16 protein-coding genes are annotated in these 20,047 nt (G+C 55.6%); 10 read left to right on the top strand and 6 right to left on the bottom strand.

All coding sequences use genetic code 11. The features are described from left to right. Positions 1–17: 17 nt before the first annotated feature. Positions 18–1,019, bottom strand: a complete 1,002-nt coding sequence (locus tag H8B13_RS14200; RefSeq protein ID WP_187311452.1) for a DUF1028 domain-containing protein — start codon at positions 1,017–1,019, stop codon at positions 18–20. Between the two features lie 118 nt (positions 1,020–1,137). Between H8B13_RS14200 and H8B13_RS14195 the strand changes: the two genes are divergently transcribed. The 4 genes from H8B13_RS14195 to H8B13_RS14180 all read left to right on the top strand — a co-directional run bounded on the left by H8B13_RS14195 (position 1,138) and on the right by H8B13_RS14180 (position 7,466). Next, positions 1,138–2,229, top strand: coding sequence for an ABC transporter ATP-binding protein (locus H8B13_RS14195; RefSeq protein ID WP_261990375.1), 1,092 nt, complete (start codon positions 1,138–1,140; stop codon positions 2,227–2,229). Beyond that, positions 2,217–3,782, top strand: a complete 1,566-nt coding sequence (locus tag H8B13_RS14190) for an ABC transporter permease/substrate-binding protein (protein ID WP_187311450.1) — start codon at positions 2,217–2,219, stop codon at positions 3,780–3,782. Before H8B13_RS14195 ends, H8B13_RS14190 begins: the two co-directional genes overlap by 13 nt. Before the next feature lie 304 nt (positions 3,783–4,086). Beyond that, positions 4,087–5,622, top strand: a complete 1,536-nt coding sequence (locus H8B13_RS14185; RefSeq protein ID WP_187311449.1) for a DUF4394 domain-containing protein — start codon at positions 4,087–4,089, stop codon at positions 5,620–5,622. A 245-nt stretch (positions 5,623–5,867) separates the two neighbouring features. After that, positions 5,868–7,466, top strand: a complete 1,599-nt coding sequence (locus H8B13_RS14180; RefSeq protein ID WP_187311448.1) for a DUF4394 domain-containing protein — start codon at positions 5,868–5,870, stop codon at positions 7,464–7,466. A 90-nt stretch (positions 7,467–7,556) separates the two neighbouring features. Here H8B13_RS14180 and surE read toward each other — a convergent pair whose 3' ends face one another. After that, positions 7,557–8,411: a 5'/3'-nucleotidase SurE gene (surE, locus tag H8B13_RS14175; protein ID WP_187311590.1), complete on the bottom strand. Its 855-nt coding sequence runs from the start codon at positions 8,409–8,411 to the stop codon at positions 7,557–7,559. Between the two features lie 26 nt (positions 8,412–8,437). On the opposite strand from surE, the gene H8B13_RS14170 reads away from it, so the two are divergent. The 6 genes from H8B13_RS14170 (at position 8,438) to H8B13_RS14145 (ending at position 15,535) form a co-directional block, all read left to right on the top strand. Further along, positions 8,438–9,253, top strand: coding sequence for a hypothetical protein (locus tag H8B13_RS14170; protein WP_187311447.1), 816 nt, complete (start codon positions 8,438–8,440; stop codon positions 9,251–9,253). A gap of 114 nt (positions 9,254–9,367) precedes the next feature. After that, positions 9,368–9,805 carry a DoxX family protein gene (locus H8B13_RS14165; RefSeq protein ID WP_187311446.1) on the top strand — a complete coding sequence of 146 codons (438 nt, stop codon included), beginning with the start codon at positions 9,368–9,370 and terminating at the stop codon, positions 9,803–9,805. 321 nt (positions 9,806–10,126) lie between these two features. After that, entirely contained in the window at positions 10,127–11,704 is a 1,578-nt protein-coding gene (locus H8B13_RS14160) for a DUF4394 domain-containing protein (RefSeq protein WP_187311445.1), read from the top strand. Between the two features lie 104 nt (positions 11,705–11,808). Further along, the gene (locus H8B13_RS14155; protein ID WP_187311444.1) at positions 11,809–13,551 is read left to right on the top strand and encodes a M14 family metallopeptidase; all 1,743 of its coding nucleotides are present in this window, start codon (positions 11,809–11,811) and stop codon (positions 13,549–13,551) included. 265 nt (positions 13,552–13,816) lie between these two features. Next, complete coding sequence (locus H8B13_RS14150; protein WP_187311443.1) at positions 13,817–14,713, top strand: ABC transporter ATP-binding protein; 897 nt, start codon at positions 13,817–13,819, stop codon at positions 14,711–14,713. A gap of 54 nt (positions 14,714–14,767) precedes the next feature. Further along, positions 14,768–15,535 (top strand): ABC transporter permease, encoded by a 768-nt coding sequence (locus tag H8B13_RS14145; RefSeq protein WP_187311442.1) that lies wholly within the window; start codon positions 14,768–14,770, stop codon positions 15,533–15,535. Positions 15,536–15,623: 88 nt separating this feature from the next. Here H8B13_RS14145 and H8B13_RS14140 read toward each other — a convergent pair whose 3' ends face one another. From H8B13_RS14140 to H8B13_RS14125, 4 genes are all read right to left on the bottom strand, one after another. Further along, positions 15,624–16,442: a hypothetical protein gene (locus tag H8B13_RS14140; protein ID WP_187311441.1), complete on the bottom strand. Its 819-nt coding sequence runs from the start codon at positions 16,440–16,442 to the stop codon at positions 15,624–15,626. A gap of 44 nt (positions 16,443–16,486) precedes the next feature. Then, entirely contained in the window at positions 16,487–17,731 is a 1,245-nt protein-coding gene (locus tag H8B13_RS14135; RefSeq protein ID WP_187311440.1) for a bifunctional 3,4-dihydroxy-2-butanone-4-phosphate synthase/GTP cyclohydrolase II, read from the bottom strand. 198 nt (positions 17,732–17,929) lie between these two features. Continuing rightward, a complete protein-coding gene (proC, locus tag H8B13_RS14130; protein ID WP_187311439.1) occupies positions 17,930–18,745 on the bottom strand; it encodes a pyrroline-5-carboxylate reductase in 816 nt (271 codons plus the stop codon). A 118-nt stretch (positions 18,746–18,863) separates the two neighbouring features. After that, on the bottom strand, positions 18,864–20,036 hold the full coding sequence (locus H8B13_RS14125; protein WP_187311438.1) for a glycosyltransferase: 1,173 nt from the start codon (positions 20,034–20,036) through the stop codon (positions 18,864–18,866). Positions 20,037–20,047 lie beyond the last annotated feature (11 nt).

Genomic DNA, 20,047 nt, shown 5'->3' with positions numbered 1-20,047 from the left:
CTAAGCGCCAGGTTGCATTATTTGAGCGCCATAATCTGCTTCAGCTCAGCCTCGGTCACGGTGAGTAGTCCCACTTTGGGCAAACGAGCCGTAAGCGTACGCCAGTCGGGCTCCTGCTTGAAAATAGGCTGGAGGAGCTTCAGAGCGGCGGGTACTTGCTTATTATTGGCGAGCGTAATGGCATGCCAGTAGCGCATCTCCAGGTTTTCCGGAAACATCTTCTCAGCAGTCTGGTACTCGCGCATGGCGCCGGGCATGTCGTTTTTCTCTACGGCTAAGTCGCCGGCGTTCATGTGGTTATAGGCACGGTGCAGGCGCAGCAGGCGGTCCAGCTCTTTCAGCGGGGCCGGGTTGTCATCCACTCGCAAGTCAATCAGCCGATCCTCCCAGGGCGCATTGGTGGCTTGGCCGCGCACCACCAGCAGGGCCGCCGACTGCTTGCCCCTAATGTCACCGCCTACAGCTTGGGCAGCATTCAACGCCGCCATCACCCGCTCGGCCAGAGGCAGATTGGCGCTTTGCTCGAACGCTTTGGCCATGGCTGGCCATACCTTCTCGCTAAGCATCATATTGGCTTGCACTGAAAACTCCTTGCCCGTAATATGACCCGCGTAATCCACGCATTTTTCGCCGGTGTGGGCGGCCACGTTGCCTTTCGCATCCAGAATGGCTACCTGGCGCACGGCCTTGCCTTCATCGGTGCTGAGCAGCTCGTCGAGGGCTTGCTGGGCTGTTTTGCCGCTTTTCATCAAAGCCAAGCCGCGCATTCCGAAGGACTTATTGGTAAACGACTGGGTAGCAACCACGCCTACGCCGGCCTCGCCCCAGCTTACCGACGTGCCAACCGAAAACCAGTGGCTTTGCACAGCCACGGCCATCTCGCCCGTTTTGGGGTCGCGAGCCACAATGGAAAAGGTATGCGCTAACGGCTCGGTGGCCGAATATACCTGCGCCGAAGCGTTGGGCAACAGACTGAGCAGCATAGGCAGTACTAGTAAAATAGTGTGTCTAAGGAGCATAAAAAAAGTAGTTTTGGATGGTTCGCGGTTCAAGATACAGCCGTTTCCGACTCAGGGTGTTTTCACGGGCACTTTGTTGTTAGCTACCCTTCCCAATAACTGCCCTACTCTCTTCCCTTTGAGCATCGCCCCTGCCCCGCCCGTTATCCGCGTCCGCGACCTGTGTAAGTACTACCCCGGCCATGTGGCTGTGCAAGACGTGTCGTTTGAGCTGGCAGCGGGTGAAACCCTGGTGCTGCTGGGCCCTAGCGGCTGCGGCAAAACCACGTTGCTCAAAATGCTGAATCGCCTCATCGAGCCAACCTCCGGCACGGTGGAAATTAATGGCGTGGCAGTGGGTCGGCAGCAGCCGGAAGTATTGCGCCGCGGCATTGGCTACGTAATTCAGCAAGTGGGCCTGCTGCCGCACTACACCGTGGCCGAAAATGTGGGGGTGGTGCCGCGCTTGCTGGGCCATGCGCCCGCGGCAATTGCGGAGCGTACTAACGCGTTGCTCACGCGCCTACATTTGCCCCCCAAGCGCTTCGCTCATCAGTATCCGCACCAGCTCAGCGGCGGGCAGCAGCAGCGTGTGGGAATAGCCCGCGCTCTGGCCGCCGATCCGCCCATTATGCTCCTCGACGAACCCTTCGGTGCTCTCGATCCGGTAACGCGGGCCGGTATCCGGCGCGAGTTTCGGGAGCTGGAAGAGTTGCGCACGAAAACGATGGTGCTGGTAACCCACGACGTGACCGAAGCCTTCGAGTTGGCCGACCGTATTGCGCTGCTAAATGGGGGGCAAATTCAGCAATTGGGTACGCCGCACGAACTGCTGTTTCGTCCGGCTAATGACTTCGTCCGTGACTTCTTCGCTGCGGAGCGGCTGGCTCTACAACTGCGCACATTGCGCCTCCATGAGCTACTCCCATTTTTGCCCCCCACGACGCAAAAATCTTCATCCAGCACAACAGAATACGCAGTAATAACCAATTCATTTCCAGCTATTAGATTATTATCACCTAATCACACAGTTCAAGAAGCATTTGAGATACTGACGGAGCCGCGAGCAGCTGCTGCACCTACCGATCAACAGCAAGCTAACGACTCTGTACACCACGTGCTCATCGCCGAATCAGATAAAAAAGCCCCCCAGCGCCAGGTCACTTTACCGGAGCTGATGGCCGCTTTTGCCCAAGCCATTCACCAAGCCGAAACCGCATGGAAGTCCTGAACGAGCTGCTGGCTTTCTGGCAAAACCAGGCCGGTAAGCTCGGCCATCAAACCCTGCAACACATCGGCCTTACGGCAGCTTCCCTCCTGCTGGCGGTGCTGGTGGGCGTGCCGCTGGGGCTCCTGCTCACACGTCGGCCGCGGCTGGCGCCGGCCGTGCTGGGCTTCACCGGCGTACTCCAAACTATCCCCAGCATTGCTTTGCTTGGCTTCCTGATTCCGGTGCTGGGCATAGGTCCGCAGCCGGCCATTTTTGCGCTGTTTCTGTATTCCTTGCTGCCCATTGTGCGCAACACGTTGGCGGGCGTGCAGGGCGTGAGTCCGGCCGTGGTAGAGGCCGCCCGTGGCCTAGGCCTTACCGATGGGCAGGTGCTGCGCCGGGTGGAATTGCCGCTGGCTTTGCCGGTGCTGTTTGCGGGCATTCGGACGGCAACCGTTATCAATGTGGGCGTGGCCACCCTGGCTGCTTACATTGCGGCGGGTGGCTTGGGCGAGTTTATCTTCGGCGGAATTGCCTTGAATAATCCGGCTATGATTCTGGCTGGCGCCATCCCGGCCGCCGCATTAGCCTTAGCCTTCGATGCAGCGCTGGCCCGCCTCCAACGCCTCAGCGCCCGCCGTCTCACCCGCGTGGGAGGCTTTTTGTTGGTGCTATTGCCCTTGCTGGCGGGCTTGTACCTGCTGCCGCGCGCCACGGGCAAGCTGCTGGCAGGCTTCAGCCCCGAGTTTGTGGGGCGGGCCGATGGGCTGCCGGGTCTGCAAACGAAATATGGGTTGAGGCCCTTACCCAGCGTGATTCTGGCGCCGGCGCTCGTGTATGAAGCTGCCCGCCACCGCGATGTCGATGTTATCGACGGCTACTCCACCGATGGCCGCATCAAGGCGTATAACCTACGCGTGCTGCGCGATGACCGGGGGGCTTTTCCGCCCTACTTTGCCGCGCCAGTAGTGCGCCAGGCGGTGCTGATGGCTCATCCGGAGTTGCGCCCCGTACTGGAAAAGCTTGCCGGCCGCATCAACGACTCGGTGATGACGGAGCTGAACTACCGCGTAGATTACCGCCACGAAACGCCCCGCGCCGTGGCCCACGACTTTCTGCGCCGCCAGGGCCTATGGCGGGCACCGCAGCCTGTCAATGGCGCCACCATTACGCTGGGCTCCAAGATCTTTGCCGAGCAATACATTCTGGCCGAAATGTACGCGGCCCTCATTCGGGGCTACACTAACCTGGATGTCGTCACCAAAACCGGCTTGGGCGGCACTAGCATTTGCTTCGAGGCGCTACGCTCCGGCGACATCGATCTGTATCCGGAGTACACTGGCACGGGTCTGCTGGTGCTGCTCCAGCCTGCTCCCGCCACCGTTGACTCGCTGGGGGGCAATCCGCGCGCGGTATTCGACTACGTGCAAACGCGTTTCAGGCAACGCTATGAGCTGGAGTGGCTGAGCCCCTTGGGTTTCAACAATACCTATGCTCTACTCATGCGCCAGCAGCAGGCTGAGCAGCTGCAAATTGCATCTGTATCAGAATTAGGCGCTTATCTGCGCAGGTAAATAAGCTTAAAGCATAGAAAAGCTCCCCAGCAACTTGAATAGCGGTTGCGGGGGGGCTTTTTATGTCTTTATAAATCCGTCTGCTTTCACGATATCGGCAAAAATCAGCCGCTTCATTTCAGCTTACACTATCGATAATATACTGACTATAAACAGGATAACATGTCATAACAACTCCATTAATCTTATTGAATTAAACTAGGATTAAATCCGGAATAAATTACGAATGAGGCAATCCGGTCGAGTTGGCGCATCGTAGCTAATCCCAACCAACCCCAGTCTTTCATTCTTACTACATCCGGAAATGAGAAAACAGTCTTACCTCGTCAAGTTCAGTGCGTTTGCTCTTGCCTTATCATCTCTGACCAGTTGCGAGGATGTATTGGAGCAGTACCTCCCCCAGAATAGCAATAGCAACGACAAGCCCGTTCCCAGTCAGGATATCCCCTTTTACGCCCTATCGGGTGGGGTGAAGCTTGATCTTTACTCTACTAAGAATCCTGCCCGAAGCTCCGCTTCTACTGCCATTACGGGTTTGCAAGCTGGCGAAAAACTGCTGGGTATCGACTTCCGCCCCGCCACGGGCCAGCTTTATGGCATCGGCAGCACCAGTCGCCTGTACGTCATCAACACCGCCACCGGCGCAGCCCGTGCCATCGGCAGCGGCCCTATTACACCCGCCTTGGAGGGCGATATGGTAGCCTTTGATTTTAACCCCACCGTTGACCGCATCCGTGTGGTGACCAGCACGGGCCAAAACCTGCGCCTCAATCCCGAAACCGCAGCCGGCACTATCGTCGATGGCAGCATTAATGGGGTACCCGGCGCGGGTATAACTGGCGCCGCTTACACAAACAGCGTAGCCGGCGCCAGCACCACCGTGCTCTACGACCTCGACCCCGCCACGAATACGCTGTATCGCCAGGACCCACCCAACAACGGCACGCTGGTAGCCGTCGGCGACCTGAAGCTCGACATCAGCGGCAACGGCGGCTTCGATATTGATGCCAAAACGGGTACCGCGCTGGCCCTTTTCGACGTGAATGGCAAGCCTACGCTCTTCACCGTTGACCTGGCCACTGGCGGCACCAAAACACTGGTAAAATATGACAACAACGCAGCGTATACCGGCCTCGCCATTCCAACCCAGCCGGTAGCCTATGCCGTGAGCGCCAACAATCTGTTAATTTTCAATCCGACCAATCCATCCGCCGTTGTAACAAAGCCGATTACAGGCCTAGCCTCAGGCGACAACATTTTGGGACTGGATTTCCGCCCTGTGAATGGTCAGTTATATGCCCTTGGCAGTGGCAGCCGCCTTTACACTATTAATGCCTCGTCGGGGGCAGCCGCTACAGTTGCTACCTTAAGCACTACGCTGGCAGGCACCAGCTTTGGTTTCGACTTCAACCCAGTTGTTGATCGGATTCGCATTATCAGCAATACCGGCCAGAATTTGCGTGTGAATCCCGCCGATGGTGTGGCTATCGTGGATGGTAGCCTGAATCCCGGCACTCCCGCCGTAAGCGCCGCCGCCTATGAGAATAATTTTGCTGGCACTACCGCCACCAACTTGTTTGTGATTGACTACACCACCGATAAGCTGTACCTCCAAAACCCGCCAAACAATGGCACCTTAGTAGAAATCGGCAGCCTTGGTATCAACGTAGACGCTGCGAATGGTTATGACATCGGCGGCACCAGCAACACTGGTTACGCTATTCTGACTGCCAGCGGCGCTACCAAGCTTTACAGCGTCAGTAAGTCCAGCGGCGCAGTTATGGCGCTCGGCGATTTTGCCGGCACTGTGAATGGCTTCGCGGTTGGGTTAGGTTTCTAAAAGCGTATTTGCCATCAAGCCTAGAGTAACAAAAAGCCCCCCAGCCATGCGCTGGGGGGCTTTTTGTTATGATCCTTAGAGCAAATGAATTATTTGGCAGAAAGCACTAAGGTCGGCTCAGAGCAATTGTGAGCGCGGAATTGGCAGGAACTGATGAATAACTCGAAGCATATAGCCCTTATTCGATAAAAACATTATATATTTAATTATATTTATTATGTTTTTAATCCTATAACACTGATGTTATGTCAAAACTCGCTTTTCTCGCCAAGTGGGGCGTAGCTGCTTTGCTCATGACTTCGCTGACCAGTTGCGAAGACATCCTGGAGCAGTACTTCCCCCACAAACCCAATCCGACTACTCCCTCTTTTCCCCCACTCGGACAAGAGATTTCGTTCTACGCTCTGTCTGGGGGATCGCGCCTCGATGCGTACTCTACGAAAGATGCCGCCACACGCATCAGTTCCGTGGCCATTTCGGGCCTCGGCAGCGGGGAGAAACTATTAGCCATCGACTTTCGGCCCGCTACCGGGCAGCTTTATGGGGTGAGCAGCGCCAGTCGCCTCTACGTGATTAACCAGAATACGGGCGTGGCCCGGGCCATTGGGGCAGGCGCTTTCACACCCGCGCTGGGGGGCAATCTGGTGGGCTTCGACTTCAATCCCACGGTCGACCGCATCCGCTTGGTCACCAGTACGGGCCAGAACCTGCGCCTCAACCCCGAAACAGGCACCGTAGCCGCCACCGATGGCTCTATTAAAGATGATACGGGGGTGACGCTGACTGGAGCCGCCTACACTAACAACAGAAATGGAGTTAGCACCACGGCCCTGTATGCAATTAACACCCAAAATCAGCAACTATACTTGGTCAACCCACCCAACGATGGCACCGTCGTACCGGTCGGCAGCCTGAATTTGCCGGTGAGCGGGAATGGCGGCTTCGACATTGATGCTACGACCGGTACAGCCTTAGGTCTATATAGCGTCAATGGGCAGTCCACCCTGTTCACCGTGGACCTAACCACGGGGGCCGCACGGGCGCTCGCAAGGTATCCTGCGAGCCTGAACTATAGTGGCCTAGCCATTCCCACTCGGCTTGTCGCCTATGCTTTGGATACGCAACGGCATATAAAAGAGCCCATACAGTATAATGGCTTATACACCATCGATCCAATGGTTAGTTCTGGCTACTTCCGTAGAGAAATCGGAGGTCTCACCGACCGCGAAGAGGTTGTGGGGCTAGACTTTCGGCCAGCCACTAGCCAGCTTTACCTGCTCACCTCCGCCAATCGCCTTTATACACTTAATCCGGCTACGGCCGAAGCCACGCTCGTGGCCACGCTGAGTATTCCCTTGGAAGGTGGCATCTATGGATTTGACTTTAACCCGGTTGCCGATCACATTCGCATCGTGAGCGTTAGCGGCCAAAACCTACGGGTGAATCCAGTGGACGGCGTAGCCATTGCCGATGGCCGTATTAGTCCCAGTGGATCACGTATCACTGGGGCGGCCTACAATAATAACTTCGCGGGCGCCACGACGACCAGCTTATATGTGACGCACAGATCGACAGCGCCCCAATTTTCCTATACTGGTACGTTGTACCTGCAAAATCCGCCCAATGAAGGCACGCTCGTAAAAATCGCCCCTTTGAGCAGTGGGATCATGCACTTAGATATTGGTGGCACCACTAACGTGGCTTATGCCTACGGCGATGAAAGTGACGGATCTTATGCCACCAGTAAGATTTACACCCTTAATCTGACCACGGGAGCACTGACGCCTCTACGTACCATTACTGACCCTGTTCTACACGGCTTTACCGTGGGCTTAGGCTTCTAAGATCAAGTCTTGTTAGCTTATATTTCCTACACTATACGCAAAAAAGCCCCCCAGAGCAGCTCTGGGGGGCTTTTTTATACTCGATTCACTTTACGGATTTACCACGCCGTAATCTTCCGACTCCACGGGATGAGCTGCCGGAATACTGGTGGGCGCTGGCTGGCCGGGCAATTGCATCTCCCAGCCCTGCTGCATCTGCGTGAGGCCGGCGCGGGCGGTGAGGTCGAACTGACAGGGCACGATGGATACAAAGTTGTGCGCCAAGGCCCACTCGTCGGTTTCGTCGCCTTCGTCGAGGTTTACGAAGCTGCCGATCAGCCAGTAGTAGGGGCGCTGGTGCGGGTCGTGGCGCAGGTCGAACTCTTCCTGCCACTTGGCGCGGGCCTGACGGCACAAGCGGGCCCCCAGAATGGGGATATCTGACTTTTTGGGAATATTCACATTCAGGGCCGTACCGGCCGGAATGCCGTGCTCTAGCGCCTGACGGGTAACGTGCTCCACCCATTCTTCGGTGTGTGAAAAGTCGGCAGAGTGGCCGTAGTCGCACAGGGAAAAGCCGATGGCGGGGAGTCCTTCAATAGCCGCCTCAATAGCCGCCGACATGGTACCGGAGTACAGCACGTTTACCGACGAGTTGGAGCCGTGATTAATACCTGAAACCACCAAATCAGGCTGGCGGTCTTTGAGCACGTGATGTTTGGCCAGCTTCACGCAATCGGCAGGCGTACCAGAGCATTCGTAGGCTTCGATGCCCTCGAAAATAGTGCTGGAGTCGAGGCGCAGCGGGTGACCAATCGTAATAGCATGGCCCATGCCCGACTGGGGCGAATTGGGCGCCACCACCACTACTTCGCCAATGCGGCGCATGACGCGCACTAGCGTAGCAATGCCGGGGGCCGTAATGCCATCGTCGTTGGAAATCAGAATCAGGGGTTTGGAAGGTATAGCAGCCACAGGAAACAGAATTTGAAGTGAGTAACCGAGCCGCAAAGGTAGGCAAGCCCGGCGGCATACGCCTTAATAGCCGTACTCCAACTGCTTTCAAGTCAACGACGAGCGCACCGCTACCGTATGGCATCGGTACTATGTTCTACTTCTCTGCTTCCGCTCGGGCCGCAGCATTGCTACTGGCCCTGACTGCCGTTAGCGCCTGCGACTCTTCCCCGACTCAAACCCCCGTGTCATCGAGCGGCGAACAGCCGTTTCAATCTTCGCCCCCACCTACAGCATCTGCCCCATCGGCTACGTCGCCCCCGCCACCGGGCACCCCCGAGAAACCCGTATCGGCGGCCAACCCCACTACTCCCGACTCCCTGCATCTGCTCAGCTCCGACCGCGTCGGGCGCTTGCGCCTGAATACCAGCGAGCAGGCTGTTCTGCGTCTGATTCCGGCCAGCCGCCGCCGTAGGTCAACGCGTACCGTTGAGGGCATTACGTATCCTGTGTATGAAATAACCGATGCGCAGCAGCCCACTGCGCCGCCCATCATGTTAGAAATGGCTGGCGATGAGCAGGATGGTTTTCGTATCTGGCGCATCCGTGTCACCGACCCGCAGTACCGCACCGCCGATGGCATTGGCGTAGGCTCGCCCTACGGCGCGGCCCGTCAGCAATACGGCATCACCACCATCGAGAAAACCGACGCCGGCCTGGTAGCCGTATCCGATGCGGTAAATATGTCGTGGGTTCTGGATGAGCAATCTTTGCCCCCCAATCGCTCCAGCCAGCTGCGCCCTACTGACGTGCCCACGGCCACGCGCATTATCGGAGTATTGGTGTCGCGGTAGCGCGAGGAGCGAGTAATTGTATTACCCTATATTTCCTGTACTTTGGCAATGTCGAGCTACTTAATGGATTAGCAGCCCGCAACCACCCACGATTCTATCATCTACCTATTGCCTATGCTTCTGTTCGAAAACACCTATCGTACGCGTGATTTTGGGTTGTTGATATTGCGAGTGGGCCTGGGTATGATGTTCACCATTCATGGCTATCCGAAGCTGATGGGTGGTCAGGCCGCCTGGACCGAAGTAGGTGGCGTGATGAAGCTGGTCGGGCTTGATTTTGCCCCTACTGCCTGGGGACTTCTGGCCGCCGTAGCGGAGGCCGTTGGGGGGCAATTATTAGCTGTAGGGCTGTTTTTTCGAATCACCTGCGCCGCCCTACTTATCACCATGATTATGGCCGCCATCATGCACATCAGCAAAGGTGACGGTTTCAGTGGCTACTCCCACGCCGTTGAGTCTGCGTTTGTGTTTTTAGGGCTTCTATTCATCGGCCCCGGCCGGTACAGCCTGGATAAACTACTGTTTCCAGGTCCGCGCCGGCTTTATCAATAAACGGCTCCGATACTGCTTAATTACAAAAAGCCTCCCAGATACTGAACTATAGTATTTGGGGGGCTTTTTCTTAGTTGAGTGAATCCGCTGAAACTTGCTTGAAAACTTACTAAAACAATAAATATCAGAATTATGCATAATAAATATTTTCGAATTTAAAACACAATATACTGTACGATAATGCTTTATATCTCAACAATATCATATCCTAAAACTTATTTTTACAATAATATACTTCTGAACACCTGATTATCACTAACCTACGTAAGTTTATCTATCAAGTCATATTAATTCTTTTTTACATCCTATAATCTCACTAGAATGCTAAAACCCTTTTCCCTCGCCAAATGGGGCTTGGCTGTTCTATTAGTGTCCTCGCTCAGTAGCTGCGAAGACATCTTGGAGCAGTACTTTCCCAAAAACCCCAACACGCCCACTTTTCCCGGCTTAGGCCAGAATGTTCCCTTCTATGCCTTATCGGGCGGCAACAAGCTGGACTCTTATAATACAGGGAATACGGCTTCCCGTACGGGTACCGTCGCCATTACGGGCCTGGGCAGCGGCGAAACGCTGCTGGCTATCGACTTCCGCCCCGCTACCGGCCAGCTCTATGGGGTCAGTAGTGCCAGCCGCTTGTATGCGATTAACCAGAACACGGGCGTGGCCCGCGCTATCGGTGCTGGGGCCTTTACTCCTGCTGTCTCGGGCAACTTAGTCGGCTTCGACTTCAATCCGACCGTGGACCGAATTCGCCTAATCACTTCCACGGGCCAGAACCTGCGCCTGAACCCGGAGACGGGCACGGTGGCCGCTACCGACGGGGCTATCAATGGTGCCGAGGGCGCCATGCTGACCGGCGCGGCCTACACCAACAATGTGGCCGGGGCCACGTCGACGGCCCTGTATGCCATCAATACGCAAAACCAGCAGCTCTACTTAGTCAATCCACCCAATGACGGCGCGGTCGTGCCCGTGGGCAGCCTGAACCTGAAGATCAGCGGCAATGGCGGCTTTGATATTGATGCCAAGACGGGGGCGGCCCTGGGTCTATACTCCGTCAATGGGAAGGCCACGCTCTTTACCGTGGATTTAAGTACCGGCGCAGCCCGGCCCTTGGCGGAATACGCTGCCAACCTGAATTACTCCGGCATTGCCATTCCTACCCAGCCCGTCGCGTATGTGACGGAAGCTTTTGATGATCCACAAACCAGAGATTTGGTAAATGTTCAGTTACTGTCATTTGACCCCACTGATGTTTCCAATCCTAGGTCTTACCAATCCAGAGGAATTAGTGGCATTGACCGCGGGGATCTTATCGTCGGCCTGGACTTCCGACCGGCCACGGGCCAACTCTATGCGCTGACTTCTTCCAGTCGCCTCTATACTTTTAACCTAGGCACTGGCCAAGCTACCTTGGTTGCTACCCTTAGCATTCCCTTAGAACGTGGTAGCTATGGCTTTGACTTCAACCCAGTAGCTGATCGCATTCGCATTGTGAGCAGTACTGGCCAAAATCTGCGGGTGAATCCGGTAGACGGCGTAGCCATTGCCGATGGGCGTATTAATCCCAGTGACGTAAGCGTGCGTGGGGCGGCCTATGACAATAACTTCGCCGGCGCTACCACGACCAGCTTATACACATCTGGCCGTACTTCAACTAACATTAGCACCCTGTATCTGCAAAATCCGCCTAATGCAGGCACTTTGGTGGCAATCAATCCTTTGAGAACTAACATCAACCATCTTGATATTGGGGGAACGACCAATATGGCTTACGGACTTGAGGGTTCATTTACTACGACAGTTTACTCGATTAATTTGACTACTGGAGCTCAAACGCCACTGCGGCAACTTACTGGACAGGAATTTACTGGCTTTGCCGTGGGCTTAGGCTTTTAAGCGTCCCTCTTTACCTTCTCACACATCATATCAGCAGAAAGCCCTGACGTGCACGTCAGGGCTTTCTGTTTTTTTAGCGTTGATTGCAGAAAATTCACTGCTGCATGCTCGCCCTTCTACTCTCCGCCTCCCTACTTTTCATCGCGCCCCCTGATTGGCGCACGCCGTTCGAGAAAGGTAATGGCAATACCACTGCCACCTACGCCGAGTGCATAGACTACTATAAAAGACTCGACGCGGCCTATCCCGAGATTACCTTGCGCGAGGCGGGGACTACCGACATCGGACAGCCGCTGCACGAGGTAATTGTGTCGTTGGATGGCGACGCGGACCCGGCTTCGGTGCGAGCCAAAAACCGGCGCGTGGTCTTTATTCAAAACGGCATTCACCCCGGTGAGCCCGAAGGCATTGATGCCAGCATGATGCTTGTGCGCGACTACGTGCAGAAGAAAGAGCTGCGGCGCCAACTCAAAAATGTAACATTAGTACTCATCCCAATTTACAATGTAGACGGCTCCCTGAATCGTAATAGCACCACCCGCACCAACCAAAATGGTCCCCAGGAATACGGCTTCCGTGGCAACGCCCGCAACCTCGATCTGAACCGCGACTACATCAAGCAGGATTCGCGCAATGCTCGCAGCTTTGCCCAACTTTTCCAGCGTTGGCAACCCGAAGTATTTGTTGATACACACACATCGAATGGTGCTGATTACCAGTATACCATGACGCTGATTGATACCCAGCGCGACAAGCTTCATCCGGCCATGAGCGAGTACATGCAGCAGCGGCTCCTGCCGGCTTTGTACGCGGGCATGGAAAAGAAGAAATGGCCCCTGACGCCTTACGTTGACTTTGAGGGCCGTACGCCCGAGAGTGGCATACGAGGCTTCCTGGAAACACCGCGCTATTCCACTGGCTACACGACATTATTCAATACCCTGGGCTTCGTGACCGAGACGCATATGCTCAAGGAATTTGCCCCCCGGGTGCGCGTCACCTACGATTTTCTGGATTTACTCATCCGTACGGTAAACCAGGATGCAGCCCAAATCAAGCAGGCCCGCGCCACAGCCGACCAGCAAACCCGCACCCAAATCGAATTCCCTTTAACCTGGAAACTCGACACGACGCAGGTAGACAAGTTCAGCTTTCGGGGCTACGAAGGCCGCACCAAAACCAGCGAAGTAAGCGGGCAGCCCCGCCTGTACTATGACCGCAAAGCGCCCTTCACGCGGCCCATCAACTACTACCACACCTACCGCCCCACCACAACCGTGCGCCGTCCCGTAGCCTACCTTATTCCGCAGGCTTGGGGGGAAGTACTGGAGCGCTTGCGCCTAAGTGGCGTGCAACTGCAGCGCCTCCGTAGCGACACTACCCTCACTGCCGAAGTATATTATGTAGAGGATTATAAAACATCGCCACGGCCCTACGAAGGCCATTATCTGCACTCTCAGGTAAAGCTCCGGCCTGAGCAGCAAGCACTAGCATTCCGCAAAGGGGATTACGTAGCCATCCTCGACCAACAGGCCGCACGCTACCTAGTTGAAACCCTCGAGCCACAAGCCACAGACTCCTTCTTCAACTGGGGCTTTTTCGACAGCATCCTACAGCAGAAAGAGCACTTCTCCGACTACGTCTTCGAAGACCTAGCCTCAGAGCTACTCCGCCGCGATCCGCAACTCCGCCAGAAGCTCGAGGCCCGCAAGAAGGAAGATCAAGCCTTTGCCAAAAGCGCCAGTGCCCAACTGGACTTCATCTATCGCCGCTCCCCGCATTATGAGAAATCCTACCAGCGCTACCCCGTAGCCCGCTGGCTGGGGGGCAAATTGCCGGTAGAATAATGCTCTATGCTCTGTATTTCGATCTATTCACCATAGAGAGTCACAGGGGAAGCGTCCCACTTATGGTCGTTGTCACAAATAAGGTGGTCATGCAGAGCGTTAGCGAAGCATCTCGCGTGCTGACAAGAAGGCTGACAAGAAGTTAGTAATCCCACTCACTAAACACGCGAGATGCTTCGCTAACGCTCTGCATGACAAACACAGGTGTTAAGCTTCGTTTTCAGTATAATCTTAAGCCTTTTCCTTCCAAATTTAAGTTCACCACATGCCCATTCTTGAAATCGAGAACCTCTCCAAAAACTATGGCAGTACGCAGGCGCTGAAGGGTCTGAACCTCACGGTGGAGGCCGGCAGTGTGTACGGGTTATTGGGACCAAATGGCAGCGGCAAAACCACCACGCTCGGCATTGCGCTGGGGGTACTACAACCATCTGAGGGCAGCGTTCGCTGGTTTGGGGGGCAAATTTCGAGTGCGAGTAAGCGGCGGGTGGGAGCTCTGCTGGAAACCCCCAATTTCTTTCCCTACCTCTCCGCTCGCCAAAACCTTCAGATTGCCGCCGAGGTGAAAGGTGCCGACACGGCCACTATAGCGGAGGCACTGGAAATAACCGGCTTGGCTGCCCGTCAGCATGATGCTTTTCGGGGCTTTTCACTAGGCATGAAACAACGGCTCGCTCTGGCGTCTACGCTATTGGGCCGCCCGGAGGTTCTGGTTCTCGACGAGCCTACAAATGGCCTCGACCCGCAGGGCATTGCCGAAGTGCGGGCGTTGGTACTGCGCTTGGCCGCCGAAGGGAAAACGATTATTCTGGCCAGTCATCTGCTTGATGAGATTGAGAAGGTTTGTACCCACGTAGCCGTGCTTCAGCGCGGCGAGTTACGAGCGGCGGGTTCGGTCAGCAACATCCTAGCCGTTGCCGACCGTATCGTACTGCGCCTAGCTCCCAATGCCGCGCCGGCTGCGCTGCTGGAGGCGCTGGGGGGCTTTTCCTGGGTAACTGATGTGCGACCCGAGCCGGGTGGGGCGTTCAGTGCGGTGCTGGGTACTGGCTATCAGCCCGCTGAGCTAAACCAAGCTCTTTTCCTGCAAGGCTTAGTGCTTAACAGTCTGGAAGTTAGGCACCGCAGCCTCGAAACGCAGTTTTTGGAGCTCACCAAGTAACATTCACCATTCTCATAGTCTCTCTCAACAACCTCATTTTCTTATTCTTGCCCCATGCTCGTACGTGCTGAACTCCGTAAGCTCCTGCCCTATCGCACGGTCTGGATTGTGCTGGCGCTTTTTGTAAGTCTGCTGGCTTTCTTCGTTTCAGTAGGCGGCAACGTGACCATCAATGGGCAGACCATGGGCAGCAGCCTGTATGCGTTTCCGGGCTTGTGGACAAAGCTGGCTTACGTAGCGAGCTACTTTCATCTGCTGCTGGGCATTCTGCTCATCATTCTCATCACCGACGAATTCCAGTTTCGCACCTTCCGGCAACAGCTCATTGATGGCTTATCGCCGGCCGGACTGATACAAGGCAAACTGGCCGTATCGGGACTGCTGACCGTGTTTGGGATGCTCGTGGTACTGCTAGTCGGGCTTTACTTCGGGCTCTCCTATGCTAATGACTCCAGCATTTCCCCGGCGGAAGGGCTCTTCGACGCCCTGCTTCGCTACGGTGTGCAGGCCTTGGGCTACCTTAGCCTTGCTGCCCTATTTGGCTTCCTAATTCGAAAGAGCGGACCCGCTATTCTGCTTTTCCTGCTGTATTCCTGGGTAATTGAGCCTCTGCTGCGCTTACCCGTCGAGGACCACATTGACCGATATTTCCCCACCAAGGTATTTTCTAGCCTTACCCCCAACCCGACGCAGGCCATTCTCGAAACCATGACCGGCCCCACCAGCGCCCTCACCGCCACGCAAGCTGTGCCGCTCGCCCTAACCTATGCCGCTGTCTTTTGGCTCGGCAGCTACCTGCTGCTTCGCTACCGGGATTTGTAACGTGTTCGGCGTTTAACGCCACAGCATAAAAAAGCCCCCCAGAAGATTTATGGGGGGCTTTTTTATGCTAGGTATCGAAACGGTCTGCTTAAGGCTGCTTTTCTTCCGTCAGCGAATTAGCATAATTCACGATGAACGCCAGCTCGCGGGCAATGGTAAAGTTCAGGTTGTTTTGCTTGGCGTACTTCTCAATCTGGCGCGCCTGCTTCGGGTAGGCAGCCAACAAATCCTTCTTCGGATTGCGTAGCGGAATAATATTGCCTGTTGGCGTACCCAGGTAGAAATTGTCCTTTATCTCCGAGTACGAGCCCGCGTAGCGCGAAGGCCCAGCCGGATACCCACCATAGCCGCCCCCGTAACCATAAGGACCAGCGGCATACACAGGCCGCTCGACTAGGGCTTCGCGGCGCAGCAACACCGTAGGACCACTGCTCAGTTGCTCAAAAAACGCCGGCGATTTGTAGTCGCTGTAGTCGTTGTCACGGTTCCAGCGGTAAGTGCGGAATACCCGCACCAAGCTAGTGTCGGGTCGCTCCCGGCGATTCGGCAAGGGTCCATTGAAGAACGCGGGGCTACCGTAGTAGTAGCCCCGGCGCGCATCATAAAAGTCGTCGTAGTAATATGCATCGCGGCGCTGGTCGAACTGCTCGCCTTTCACCGCAAAGCTCTGCACGGCCACCGCCGAAAGCGTATTGATGGTATTATTGGGCATGGTCATGCGCACCACGTCCTCATTGCGGTGCAGTACGAGCGGCCCTTCCAGCGTATCGCCGTTGGCCAGCAGAATGGTACTGCCCGCAAACTCCTGCACGAAATTACTGCGCTGCGCCAGGGCAGTCGAAGTTGGGAAAAAGCTAAGCACCAGGGCGGCCACGCCGGCACTCAAAACGGAACGCAGGATTTTCATAGCCAGAGTAATATAGCCAAAAAACGCGTTTTCCGGCCTTTAGGCTATAATTCTTTTTCGGCTTCTACCGTCGTTTTACCGGGGTACGGCTTACTCAGAATCATGTGACCGAGCTTATCGCGCTTCGTAGTTAAATAACTCTGGTTATGTTGGTTGGGTTCAATTTCGATAGCTACGGTTTCGACAATTTCCAGTCCGTAGCCCATCAAGCCAGTACGCTTGCGGGGGTTGTTAGTCAGCAAGCGCATCTTACTAATTCCCAAGTCGCGCAAAATAGAAGCACCCACGCCATAATCGCGCTCATCCATGCCAAAACCCAACTCTACGTTGGCTTCCACCGTGTCGCGGCCCTGCTCCTGTAGCTTGTAAGCCTTTAGCTTATTCAGCAAGCCAATTCCACGGCCCTCCTGGTTCATGTACACCACCACACCCCGACCGGCCTTGTTGATCTGCTCCATGGCGCGGTGCAATTGCGGACCACAATCGCAGCGGCATGAGCCAAAAATATCGCCGGTTACGCAGGATGAGTGCACCCGTACCAGCGGTGGCTCCGAGCCAGTTAGGTCTCCTTTTACCAGAGCTAAGTGCTGAGCACCATTAGAGCGCTGGGTGAAGGCATAAAGGTCGAAATCACCCCACTGAGTAGGTAATTTGACGGTAATGTCACGCGTAATCAGGCTTTCTTTGGCCAGACGATACTTGATAAGGTCCTGTACCGAAATCAGCTTTAAATTCCAGCGCTGAGCGACTTCCTCCAGATCGGGCAGACGAGCCATTTCGCCATCTTCCTTTAGAATCTCCACCAGTACCCCAGCCGGCTCAAACCCCGCCAAACGCGCTAAGTCTACCGCAGCCTCCGTATGGCCGGCGCGACGCAACACGCCTTCCTTGCGCGCTTTCAGCGGAAAAATATGACCCGGCTTACCTAGCTCTTCCGGCTTGGTAGTGGGGTCAATAAGGGCCATAATGGTCTTGGAGCGGTCGGAAGCGGAAATGCCCGTCGTGACACCGTGGGTAAGCAAGTCAACCGATACCGTGAAAGGAGTCGCGTGCAGGGCCGTATTACGCCCCACCATAAGCTCCAAACCTAACTCCTCGCAGCGGTCTTCGGTAAGCGGTGCGCACACCAAGCCGCGACCGTGAGTGGCCATAAAATTCACAATTTCGGGCGTGGCACAGCGGGCAGCACAGATAAAGTCGCCTTCATTTTCGCGGTCTTCGTCGTCGACCACGATAACTACTTTGCCGGCGCGAATATCGGCAATGGCGTCTTCTATTGAATTAAGCATGAACGTAAGTGATGCAGATTAAAGGATGTTGCGGCGGTCGGCTTTTGGAAAACCTATTCGCAAAGCTGGCAGAACAACCACCAACGGCGCCACGAAGTTACGACAGGCAAAATTCTCGAATGGTAAACCGCTATATAAGCCAAATTAAGCCAGACCCTAGATCATCGAAATGCCCCCCGGAGACGCGAGTACGCTTCTCTACTCCTTTGCCAGTTCTGTAGCGCGCTGTTGAGCCGCTTTGATGCCATCTACCAGTGTTTCAGCCAAGTGGCCCGCCCGAAAAGTACGCAACGCTGCTTCGGTAGTGCCGCCTTTAGAGGCCACGTTGGCAATCAGCTGGTCGATACTTTGGTCGGAATTGTTCAGCAAATGAAAGGCCCCCAACATCGTCTGCTTTACCAGCAATCCCGCCACCGATTCCGAGAACCCCAGCTCCTGCCCGGCTCGCATCATGGCCTGCACGATGTAATAGAAATACGCCGGGCCACTGCCACTGACGGCCGTAACAGCATCGAGCAGGCTCTCATCTTCCATAAAGATAGAGCGGCCCGTGGCGTTAAGGAGGTTTTCGACCTGATGCAACCGCGTACGGCTCACCTCGGAAGAAGCTGAAAAACCCGTGATTCCCATACCTAGCAAAGCCGGCGTATTCGGCATAGCTCGCAGTACCTGCCGATGCTTGAGTTCCCGCTGCAAGCGCGCAATCGGGATGCCGGCCATGATGGATACCACTACCTGTTCAGGCTGTAGCACCTGCCGGAGCCCATCGGCCACCCGACCAAAATCCTGGGGCTTTACCGCTACCAGCACCACATCGTAGCTACCTACGTCGGCGGAAAGCAAGCCAGTTGGCATACCCAACTGGCTGGCATTTAGGCGCTCACAATGCGCGTCGTCGCGGCCCAGCAGCAGCATATCGGTGCGGGCCACGAGATTGTATTGCAGAAACGCTTTCGCAAAAGCTCGCCCCATGTTGCCGCAGCCCAGAATAGCGATGCGTAAGTTCTTATTCATGAGGATTAAGTAGTTAGTAATGCGCAGAGAAGCTTATTTCGAAGCCACTCTGATCAGCAACTTTGCCGGCAGTCCCCGTTGCTGTTTAAGCTAAATTCAAGAATGCAACGTGCTTATCCTAGGGCTTTTCAAACAAGCGCTCCAATCGGCTGGTAGCCGTGGCCCAGTTGTAGTTTTCGCGCACAAACTCAAGGCCCCGTTTGGCCAGTGATTTTGCATATTCAGCCTTAGCGAGCAGGTCGCTGATGTGCGCTGCCAGTTCCGCCGCCGATTGGCCAACAAGCAAATGCTCTCCTACTGTTCCGCGTAAAGCATTGTTTGCCAATGGAGTAGTTACGCAAGGCAAGCGCATAGCCATAGCTTCGAGCAGCTTATTTTGCAGGCCTGTACCTACGCGCATGGGCGCCACAAATACGCCCGCCGCCGCATACGCCTCGCGAATATCAGAAAGCCAGCCGCTGACTGTTACGGTAGGTGAAGCCAGCGCCTGCACCCGCGGCGCCGGCGTGGTGCCGGCAATCAGCAGGCGGGCTGCAGGATGTTGTTGCCGTACTAAAGGTAGGATTTCCTCAGCCAGAAACACGGCAGCATCCACATTCGGATGGTAGTTCATGTTGCCGCAAAACAGAATCTCGTATTCTTTTTTGCTTTGTACAGGCCGAAAATAGTTGGTATCGATTCCGTTCAGCACTACCTCAATCTCGGCCCGACGCGGGTGATCGATAAGCTGACGGTCTTGGTCGGAGATGATGGTGTGGTGGCGAAACCACTCAAATGCCGCCGCCTCGTAGGCGCGCAGACGCTCTGCTTCCAGCTGAAACACCGGCCGCTGCCACTGGGGGGCTTTTTCGGCCCGGCGCAGCATGCCAGCTGAGAATACATCCATGTAATCGAGGGTGCAGGGCAGGCGCTGCGTGTGTGGGCGCAGGTATTCGGCCATGCGAATAAGCTGGCAGTACGCGTGGTCGGGCTTAAACTGGATCATTATCTGATCGAGGCAGCGCTGGGCCTTGGTATCGTGAAAGTAGCCCACCTGCAACGGGCGCCCATTGGCGAGGGCGCGGGTCATGTTCAGGGCAATGCGGGGCCGGCGGAGCTGATGAATGTGCAGTCCCCCTTTGCAAAGGGGCGTCACGGTCGCCAGCGCGGACGGCGTCACGGGCTCATCGGTGAGAGCAAATAAGTAGATCTCATGGCGCTGGGCCAGCTCACGGAGTTGATGGAAGGCACGCAGCTTGTCGCCCTTGTCAAGCGGGTAGGGAAACCGGGACAGCAGGACGAGCAGCTTCATGGGGGGCAAAG

It is taken from the genome of Hymenobacter sp. BT188 (assembly GCF_014333585.1).
In the GTDB taxonomy this organism is placed as follows: Bacteria; Bacteroidota; Bacteroidia; order Cytophagales; family Hymenobacteraceae; genus Hymenobacter.
The sequence above is the reverse complement of the archived record's forward strand: the minus strand, read 5'-3'. Positions and strand labels throughout refer to the sequence as shown.